Source organism: Pseudomonas sp. GW821-FHT01C01 (assembly GCF_059422645.1).
Genome location: NZ_JBWKXF010000017.1, coordinates 88,974 through 98,202, shown reverse-complemented (window position 1 = coordinate 98,202; position 9,229 = coordinate 88,974). Strand labels below are relative to the sequence as shown.

The window sequence follows — 9,229 nt, the reverse complement described above, 5'->3', positions numbered from 1 at the left end:
CGAAGGCGGAGTGTCAGGCAGCATTAATGTTGACTGACCCACCGCCTTCGCGAGCAAGCCCGCTCCCACAGGGATCTTCAGCGCGCACACTATGCTGTGTAAGGCACAAAACCATGCCTGCACCCCCGATATGAGCTTTCCTTGAAAACACCGCCAGAACGTATTGAATAATTGTTCATGCTGCGGTGTTCTCAGGACATCAACCATGAACATGACATTACCGGGGCAGACAGCCCCTTCAATTGTTCAAGCCGTTGGCTGGCTCAACCATGCGCTGCATCTGGCAGGGCGCATTCTGATCTGAAACGCATGACCCTATGGAGCAAGGCCCATGAATATTCGTTTTGCTGTTCTGATGACTCCACTGTTGCTGGCCGGCGCGTTATCCGGCTCCCTCGCCCTGGCCAACGGTGGTGGCGGCGGTGACGACATGCCCAGCAGGCCCAACTGCCCGAAAGGTCAGGTACTGGATACCCGATCGCATCGCTGCGTCAGGCAGACCAGTAACCTGGTGCCGGACGAAGACCGCACCAACTATGCCTATCAACTGGCCAAGGACGGGCGTTATGAAGAAGCCCTGGCCCTGCTCGACACGCTGAAACAGCCAAACACGGCAAAAGCGCTGAACTATCGCGGCTACGCTACGCGTAAACTAGGGCGCACCGACGAAGGCATCGGCTATTACCTGCAATCGGTGAAACTCGACCCGCAGTATGCGCAGGTCCGCGAATACCTCGGCGAGGCCTATGTGATCAAGGGCCGGCTGGATCTCGCACAGGAGCAGCTGCAGCAGATCAAAGCCATCTGCGGCAACACTCAATGCGAGGAGTATCAGGACCTGGCCGAAGCCATCAACGGATCATCGAAAACCTGACAACCCGAGCGGACGGAGGTCGCCATCGCCAGCGATCAGGCAATACGAACGGAACTGAACCAGCATCTGGCGCGTTTATGGCGCTACGGCCTGTTGCTGTCCCGGCAACGGCATGTCGCCGATGACCTGGTGCAGGCCACCTGCGTGCGGGCGCTGGAACGGGCCGGGCAATACGTGCCGGGGACGCGCATGGACCGCTGGCTGCTGAGCATCCTGCATTCGATCTGGCTCAACGAAGTCCGCGCCCGGCGGGTGCGTCAAGGTCAGGGCTGCGTGGACGCCGATGAGGCCTTGTCGTTCGATGGTGAGTCCGTGGCGCAGACCCACGTGTTGGCGGCGCAGGTGATTCGTCGCGTCGATGCGTTGCCTGAGACCCAGCGCGAAACGGTGTTTCTCGCCTATGTCGAAGGTTTGTCCTACCGCGAAGTCGCCGAAGTGCTGCAAGTGCCCATCGGCACGGTCATGAGTCGCCTGGCCGCCGCACGAGCGAAACTGGCCGAATATCCGCCGTTGCACACGGTGCCCAACCCCAACCGAGGAGAACATTGATGAACGCGATACCCTCGGACGAACAACTGGTGGCTTACCTCGACAACCAACTCGATACCGAGCAGCGCTCGCGCATCGACGCGGCCATCATTGCCGATCCGATGCTCGGGCTGCGCCTGCAATGGCTGGATCGCAGCAGCCTGCCGTTCAAGGAAGCCTACGATGAACTGGCCCGACAGGCGCCGGTGGATCGCCTGCAAACCATGCTCGCCACGCTGCCCTCACCTGCGCGCCCCGCGCTCAACCGACGCTGGTTCCTGGCCGCCGCAGCCGGGCTGCTGGCCGGTGGTGTGCTGGCGGACCGTTTGTTCCTCGGCTGGCAAGCGAGTCAGCAGACACACAGCTGGCGCGGTCTGGTGGCCGATTACATGGCGCTCTACGTGCCAGAAACCCTGGATCACTTGCCCAGTGATGAAGCCGCGCAACGGGCACAACTGAGGACCATCGATGCGCGCCTGGGTCTCGACCTTGCGCCGGCAAAACTGAGCCTGCCCCGTGCCGAGTTCAAGCGTGCGCAAATCCTCGAGTACGACGGCGCGCCCATCGCCCAGATCACCTACCTCGACCCGGTGCACGGCCCCATGGCGCTGTGCGTCACGCGATCCAACAGCGGCAGCCGCCATTTCGCCAGAGAGCAGCGGCGCGAGCTGAACATCGTGTATTGGGCTGACATGGAGCACGCCTGGATGCTGATCGGGCATCAGCCAATGGCGGATCTGGAGGAAATGGCCAAGCTGCTGCGCACACGCTTGAGTGTCTGATTCTGTGTAGCAGCTCCGAGCCTGCGAGGCTGCGTTCGAGGACGCAGTCCTCGCAGCCCCTGAGAGTGCGGTTTACCTGACTCTACGACTGCTTCGCAGTCGAACGCTGCCTCGCAGGCTCGACAGCTGCTACGGATTTGAGTTGCCAGGCAGAAAGCAGTTGTCGCCCCCTACCGTGAGATTGAATCCGATCCTTACAGCCAACCTGGAACTGCCATCCTCAGGAGTCACAAGCGCAAAGTGGGTCGATGTTGCTTGAGTGTCTGATTCTGTGTAGCAGCTGCCGAGCCTGCGAGGCTGCGTTCGAGGACGCAGTCCTCGCAGCTCCTGAGAGTGCGGTTTACCTGAGTCTGCGACTGCTTCGCAGTCGAACGCTGCCTCGCAAGCTCGACAGCTGCTACGGATTTGAGTTGCCAGGCACGGGGTCAATGAAATCGAAGCGCTGAAGTACGTGAGAGTTAACCGCAGATTCAAACCAACGTCGGCAACCACAACCGAAACCTCGCCCCCCCAAGCGGCGAGGTTTCGACTGTCAGCGTGCCGCCCTGGGCCTCCAGTGCGCGGCGGCTGATCGCCAACCCCAGACCGAAGCCGCCGGTGGCGCGGTCGCGACTGCGGTCGAGACGGTAGAACGGTTCGAAAATCCGCTCACGCTCGTCATCCGGAATGCCGATGCCATCATCGTCGACCCAGATTTCACAGCCGCCGGCATAAACCTGCACACCGATCTGGATACGCTTTTCGCAGTAGCGCATGGCGTTTCGCAACAGGTTTTGCAGGGCGCGGGCAGTCAGGCGCGGGTCCAGGCTGAAGCGTTCGAGCTGGCCGTGGAGCAGCACGTCGATGACGATTTCCGGGGACTCCAGCTCTTCGTCGACGCTGCCCAGAATGCTGTCGATGAACTCATCCAGCGACACCTCGACCTGTTCCGGTAGCCGCGCCGGGTTTTGCAGGCGACTGTAGGACAGCAACTCCAGCACCAGTTCATCGAGCTCACGAATGTGATCGACCAGCCCTTGCAGGCGTTCGCGGCTGGTGGCCGGCAAGTCGTCGGACAGGGCCAGCGCCAGGCCAAAATCCAACCGTGTCAGCGGTGTGCGCAGTTCATGGGAGACTGCGTTGAGCAGATCGCGCTGCTGGTTCAACAGGTTCTCGATGTCGCCGGCCATGGTGTCGAAGACGTTGGCCAGACTGCCGATGTTGGAACTCGGGGCAATCTGTGTGCGCTCGCTCAAGTGGCCCTTGCCGAAGCGTTCCGCCGCGCTTTTCAGGCGTTCCAGGTCGCGCCAGTGCGGGCGCAACCACAACAACAGGCACGCGAGCATGGTCGCGCCGATCAACACGTTGATGCTCCAGTACAACAGGCTGACGTCCATCGGGTCTGGCGGCACCACCATTTGCACCACCGTGTGCTCGTTCAGTGGTGCCACTGCCAAAGTGCGCCAGCCCCAGTCGCCGATCCGCACCACGTTCTCGCCGCGCTGCAAACGCTGCTGCTCTTCAAGGGAGAAATCCGCATCGTCGTTACCGCTAAGGACGATGTGCAGCGGATGAAACTCCTTGTCCATGTCTGCGGCCAAGGCCGGCCATTGTTCGCTCGGCACGGCCTTGAACTGTTTGACAATCAGAGTTTGCAAGCCTCGGGAGTAATCGAGGTTGTAGGTCATGAAGCGCTCATGAAAGACCTTGATCACCAGATCCGGCACCAGATAAATCGCCGCGCTGAACGAGACGATGGTCACCAGGTACAAACGAAAGAGGATTCTGAACATCGGCTCAGCATTCCCACTCGGAACGACTGAACAGGTAACCCTTGCCCCACACGGTCTTGATCTTGCGCGCCTCGCCGGCGTGGTCGTCGAATTTGCGCCGCAGCTTGGAAATCGCCACGTCCACCGAACGGTCGGTGCCGTTGAATTCGATGCCGCGCAGGCGCTGCAGAATCTGGTCGCGGCTCAACACTTCACCGGCATGCCGGGCCAGCACCACCAGCAGGTTGTACTCACCGCTGGACAGTTCCACCAATTGCTCGCGCCAGGTCACGGTACGTTCGGACAGGTCGATGCACAGGTTGCCCATCAGAATGCGGTCATTGGCGGTTTGCGGCTCGCTGAGGCTGCTGCGGCGCAACAAGGTTCGCACCCGGGCCAGCAGCACCCGCGGTTCGCAGGGCTTGGTCACGTAATCGTCGGCACCCATTTCCAGGCCCAGGACCTGGTCGTGGCTGTCGTCGCGGGCGGTGAGCATCAGGATCGGCAAGGTCGCCGAATCGGCGCGCAGCAGGCGACAGACCTGCAAGCCGTCAAGGCCGGGCAGCATCAGGTCGAGGATCACCAGATCCGGCGGATTGAGCCGCGCACGTTCGCGCACATGATCACCGCGACCGATCACGCTGACGGAATAACCGTTGCGTTCCAGGTAGCTGGCAATCAGCTCGGCGAGGGCGGTGTCGTCTTCGACCAGGAGGATGTTGGGCATTGGGTGTTTCCAGCAAATGCGATAGTGACCATCAGTTCGCCTTCGCTGGCAAGCCAGCTCCCTGTAGGAGCTGGCTTGCCAGCGAAGGCGGCCTGACAGGCGCAATAAAATTCAAGGACTGAAGGATATACGCCCTCACCCACTCCTGAGTAAAACCCTTACACAATTTCACACAGCACCAACAAAGCTTCACCGCTACCCTCGCTTTCGCCCAGTAGGATGCTGGGAGTCTTTATTGGGGTATTACATGTCGAAGAATCTGCTTGCCAGGCTCAGCCTGATTGCACTGGCGTTGACACTGGGCGCGTGTGACAAGTCCTCGAATGCCGAGGAACAGGCGCCGCTGGCCACGGTGCGCATCGAGACCATCGAAGCGCGGCCACTGACCATCAGCAGCGAACTGAGCGGGCGGATTGCCGCACCGCGCATGGCCGAAGTGCGTGCCCGCGTGGCCGGCGTGGTCTTGCAGCGGACCTTCCGTGAAGGCAGTGATGTGAAACAAGGCGATGTTTTGTTCCGCATCGACCCGGCACCCTTCAAGGCTGACCTGGACAGTGCCGAAGCAGCGCTGCGCAAGGCCGAAGCCAACGCGTTCCAGGCCAGATTGCAGGAACAGCGCTACGCCCAGTTGATCGACGACAAGGCCATCAGCGGTCAGGACTACGACAACGCCCGGGCCAATGCGCGGCAGTCTGCCGCCGATGTTGCCGCCAGTAAAGCTGCCGTGGAACGGGCCAAACTGAACCTTGGTTACGCCACCGTCACCGCGCCGATTTCCGGGCGCATCGGCCGGGCACTGGTCACTGAAGGCGCGCTGGTCGGGCAGAACGAAACCACGCCGCTGGCGCTGATTCAGCAACTGAACCCGATTCATGCCGACCTGACCCAGTCCACCCGCGAACTCAACGAACTGCGCCGCGCCTTCCGTTCCGGCCAGTTGCAGCAGGTCGGCCAGGATCAGGCCAAGGCCACGCTGATTCAGGATGACGGCAGCCTCTACCCGCTGCCGGGCAAAATGCTGTTCAGCGACATCAGCGTCGACCCGGGCACCGGCCAGATCATCCTGCGCAGCGAGTTCCCCAACCCCGACCTCGACTTGCTGCCTGGCAGTTTCGTCCGCGTACGCCTGGAACAAGCGGTCAACCAGCAGGGCATCAGCGTGCCGCAACGGGCCATCCAGCGCGACAGTGCCGGTATCGCCCAGGTGCTGCTGCTCGACGCTGAACAGAAAGTCGGGCAGCAACCGGTCGAACTGGGCGCCGTGCAGAACGATCGCTGGATCGTCACCGCAGGCCTGAAAGCGGGCGACCGCATCGTCATCGAGGGCCTGCAGCACGCCCGCGTCGGCGAAAAAGTACAGATCGACGACACCCCTCTTCCACTTGCCCAGGTGACTGGTCAGTAAGCAGGACGCTTTTTTATGCCGCAGTTCTTTATCGACCGCCCGGTGTTCGCCTGGGTGGTTGCCCTGTTCATCCTGCTGGCCGGTGCGCTGGCCATTCCGCAACTGCCGGTGGCGCAATACCCGGATGTCGCGCCGCCACAAATCGAAATCTACGCCGTGTACCCGGGCGCTTCGGCGCAAACCGTGGACGAGAGCGTGGTCAGCCTGATTGAGGAAGAACTCAACGGCGCCGATCACCTGTTGTATTTCGAATCCCAGAGCAGCCTCGGCAGCGCCACCATCAAGGCGACTTTCCAGCCCGGCACCAACCCGGAACTGGCTCAGGTGGATGTGCAAAACCGCCTGAAAGTCGTGGAGTCACGCCTGCCACAAGCGGTGACCCAGCAAGGTTTGCAGGTAGAGAAAGTCTCCTCCGGCTTCCTGCTGTTGATCACCCTGACGTCCAGCGACGGCAAACTCGACGATGTAGCGCTCAGCGATTACCTGGCGCGCAACGTGATGAACGAGATCAAGCGTCTGGACGGCGTCGGCAAGGCACAGTTGTACGGTGCCGAGCGGGCGATGCGGATCTGGATCGACCCGCAGAAACTGCTCGCCTTCAACCTGACGCCGGCAGACATCAACGCCGCCATCGTGGCGCAGAACGCCCAGGTGTCGGCCGGCAGCATCGGCGATCTGCCGACCCGAACCACCCAGGAAATCACCGCGACCATTCTGGTCAAGGGTCAGTTGTCGACCCCCGAAGAGTTTGCCGACATCGTCCTCAAGGCCAACCCGGATGGTTCTACCGTGCGCATCGGCGATGTGGCGCGGGTCGAGATCGGTAGCCAGGAATACCAGTTTTCCACGCGCCTGAACGGCAAGCCGTCCACCGCCGTCGCCGTGCAGTTATCGCCCGGTGCCAACGCACTGAACACCGCGACCCTGGTGCGAGCGAAGATGGATGAGCTGTCGCGCTACTTCCCGGCGAACGTCGAATACAAGATCCCGTACGACACCTCGCCCTTCGTCAAAGTGTCGATCACCAAGGTCGTCTACACCCTCGGCGAGGCCATGCTGCTGGTGTTCGCGGTGATGTTCCTGTTCCTGCAAAACATCCGCTACACGCTGATTCCGACACTGGTGGTGCCGGTGGCGCTGATGGGCACTTTTGCGACGATGCTGGCGCTCGGGTTTTCGATCAACGTGCTGACCATGTTCGGCATGGTGCTGGCTATCGGCATTCTGGTGGACGATGCCATCGTGGTGGTGGAGAACGTCGAGCGGATCATGGCCACCGAGGGCTTGTCACCCAAGGAAGCTACGCGCAAGGCCATGAAGCAGATCACCGGGGCAATCATCGGCATCACCCTGGTGCTGGTGGCGGTGTTCATTCCGATGGCCTTCATGCAGGGCTCGGTCGGGGTGATTTACCAGCAGTTCTCGCTGTCGATGGCCACCTCGATCCTGTTCTCGGCATTCCTCGCCCTGACCTTGACTCCGGCCTTGTGCGCGACGTTGCTCAAGCCGATTGCCAAAGGCGAGCACCATGAAAAAACCGGTTTCTTTGGCTGGTTCAACCGTCGTTTCGAGCAACTGACCGGGCGCTATCAAGGCTGGGTCGCCTATGCGCTGAAACGCAGCGGGCGCTTTCTGCTGATCTACGGCGTGCTGCTGGTGGGGCTTGGCGTGTGCTTCAGTCGCCTGCCCTCTTCGTTCCTGCCGGTGGAAGACCAGGGTTACACCATCACCGACATTCAACTGCCACCGGGTGCGAGCAAGAACCGCACGGTGCAGGTGGCCGAGCAGGTTGAAGCGCACAACGCCGGGGAACCGGGCATTCGGGACAGCGTGGTGATTCTCGGTTTCAGCTTCTCCGGCAGCGGGCAGAATGCGGCGCTGGCGTTCAGCACACTGAAAGACTGGTCCGAGCGGGACAGCGACGATTCGGCCGGCTCGATTGCCGACCGGGCCAACGTCGCCCTCAGCCAGATCAAGGACGCGGTGACGTTTGCCGTATTGCCGCCGCCTGTCGATGGCCTCGGCACCTCCAGCGGATTCGAGTTCCGCCTGCAGGATCGTGGCGGTCTCGGTCATGCGAAGTTGATGGAGGCCCGTACCGCGTTACTCGCGGCGGCCGAAAAAAGCCCGATCCTGATGAACGTGCGCGAAAGCGCCCTGGCCGAGGCACCGCAGGTGCAACTGATCGTCGACCGCAAGCAGGCCAACGCGTTGGGCGTGTCCTTTGCCGACGTCGGCAACGTGCTGTCCACCGCTGTTGGCTCGGCCTACATCAACGACTTTCCCAATCAGGGGCGGATGCAGCGCGTCGTGGTGCAGGCCGAGGGCGACCAGCGCAGCCAGGTGGCTGACCTGCTGAAGATTCACGTGCGCAACACCCATGAAAAAATGGTGCCATTGTCAGCCTTCGTGCAGGCCACGTGGACTCAGGGCCCGGCGCAGTTGACCCGCTACAACGGCTACCCGGCGATCAGCATTTCCGGTGAGCCGACGCCGGGCCACAGCACCGGTGAGGCCATGGCCGAGATCGAGCGGTTGGTGGCGCAAGGCCCGGCCGGCCTGGGCCAGGAATGGACCGGGTTGTCGTTGCAGGAACGTTTGTCCGGCAGTCAGGCGCCGATCCTGCTTGGGTTGTCGCTGTTGATCGTGTTCCTGTGCCTGGCGGCGTTGTACGAGAGTTGGTCGATCCCGACCTCGGTACTGCTGGTGGTGCCGCTCGGTGTGCTCGGCGCGGTGCTGGCCGTGACCTTGCGCGGCATGCCCAACGACGTGTTCTTCAAGGTCGGGTTGATCACCATCATCGGCCTGTCGGCGAAGAACGCGATCCTGATCATCGAGTTCGCCAAGAGCCTGTACGACGAAGGCCACGACCTGATCGACGCGACCCTGCAAGCGGCACGCCTGCGGTTGCGGCCGATTGTCATGACCTCGCTGGCGTTCATCCTTGGCGTGGTGCCGTTGGCGATCGCGACCGGCGCCAGCTCGGCGAGCCAGCAGGCCATCGGCACCGGAGTGATCGGCGGGATGATCACGGCGACCCTGGCCGTGGTATTCGTGCCGGTGTTTTTTGTGGTGGTGATGAAGCTGGTGCGCAAGCGCCACAAGCCTCTCTAACCCACACACCACCCTGTAGGAGCTGGCTTGCCAGCGAAGGCGGAGTGT

8 protein-coding genes are annotated in these 9,229 nt (G+C 61.8%); 5 read left to right on the top strand and 3 right to left on the bottom strand.

The features are described from left to right. Positions 1-213: hypothetical protein (locus tag AC07XF_RS13550; RefSeq protein ID WP_495026890.1), on the bottom strand; the 213-nt coding region annotated here is incomplete at its 3' end. 118 nt (positions 214-331) lie between these two features. On the opposite strand from AC07XF_RS13550, the gene AC07XF_RS13545 reads away from it, so the two are divergent. The 3 genes from AC07XF_RS13545 (at position 332) to AC07XF_RS13535 (ending at position 2,184) form a co-directional block, all read left to right on the top strand. Next, complete coding sequence (locus tag AC07XF_RS13545) at positions 332-874, top strand: tetratricopeptide repeat protein (RefSeq protein ID WP_495026889.1); 543 nt, start codon at positions 332-334, stop codon at positions 872-874. 66 nt (positions 875-940) lie between these two features. Further along, positions 941-1,423: an RNA polymerase sigma factor gene (locus AC07XF_RS13540; protein WP_495026891.1), complete on the top strand. Its 483-nt coding sequence runs from the start codon at positions 941-943 to the stop codon at positions 1,421-1,423. After that, on the top strand, positions 1,423-2,184 hold the full coding sequence (locus tag AC07XF_RS13535) for an anti-sigma factor (protein ID WP_495026888.1): 762 nt from the start codon (positions 1,423-1,425) through the stop codon (positions 2,182-2,184). The genes AC07XF_RS13540 and AC07XF_RS13535 overlap by 1 nt, the downstream gene beginning before the upstream one ends. A gap of 470 nt (positions 2,185-2,654) precedes the next feature. Here AC07XF_RS13535 and AC07XF_RS13530 read toward each other — a convergent pair whose 3' ends face one another. Further along, entirely contained in the window at positions 2,655-3,956 is a 1,302-nt protein-coding gene (locus AC07XF_RS13530; protein ID WP_495026887.1) for an ATP-binding protein, read from the bottom strand. Positions 3,957-3,960: 4 nt separating this feature from the next. After that, positions 3,961-4,662 carry a response regulator gene (locus AC07XF_RS13525; protein WP_007985461.1) on the bottom strand — a complete coding sequence of 234 codons (702 nt, stop codon included), beginning with the start codon at positions 4,660-4,662 and terminating at the stop codon, positions 3,961-3,963. A gap of 247 nt (positions 4,663-4,909) precedes the next feature. On the opposite strand from AC07XF_RS13525, the gene AC07XF_RS13520 reads away from it, so the two are divergent. Then, positions 4,910-6,067, top strand: a complete 1,158-nt coding sequence (locus AC07XF_RS13520) for an efflux RND transporter periplasmic adaptor subunit (RefSeq protein WP_495026886.1) — start codon at positions 4,910-4,912, stop codon at positions 6,065-6,067. A 15-nt stretch (positions 6,068-6,082) separates the two neighbouring features. Beyond that, positions 6,083-9,181, top strand: a complete 3,099-nt coding sequence (locus AC07XF_RS13515; RefSeq protein ID WP_495026885.1) for a multidrug efflux RND transporter permease subunit — start codon at positions 6,083-6,085, stop codon at positions 9,179-9,181. Positions 9,182-9,229: the final 48 nt, after the last annotated feature.

Bases quoted from the DNA above. Each gene is read 5' to 3' on its own strand.
- AC07XF_RS13530 (WP_495026887.1), bottom strand. From the start codon at position 3,956: ATGTTCAGAATCCTCTTTCGTTTGTACCTGGTGACCATCGTCTCGTTC.
- AC07XF_RS13525 (WP_007985461.1), bottom strand. From the start codon at position 4,662: ATGCCCAACATCCTCCTGGTCGAAGACGACACCGCCCTCGCCGAGCTG.
- AC07XF_RS13535 (WP_495026888.1), top strand. From the start codon at position 1,423: ATGAACGCGATACCCTCGGACGAACAACTGGTGGCTTACCTCGACAAC.
- AC07XF_RS13515 (WP_495026885.1), top strand. From the start codon at position 6,083: ATGCCGCAGTTCTTTATCGACCGCCCGGTGTTCGCCTGGGTGGTTGCC.
- AC07XF_RS13545 (WP_495026889.1), top strand. From the start codon at position 332: ATGAATATTCGTTTTGCTGTTCTGATGACTCCACTGTTGCTGGCCGGC.
- AC07XF_RS13520 (WP_495026886.1), top strand. From the start codon at position 4,910: ATGTCGAAGAATCTGCTTGCCAGGCTCAGCCTGATTGCACTGGCGTTG.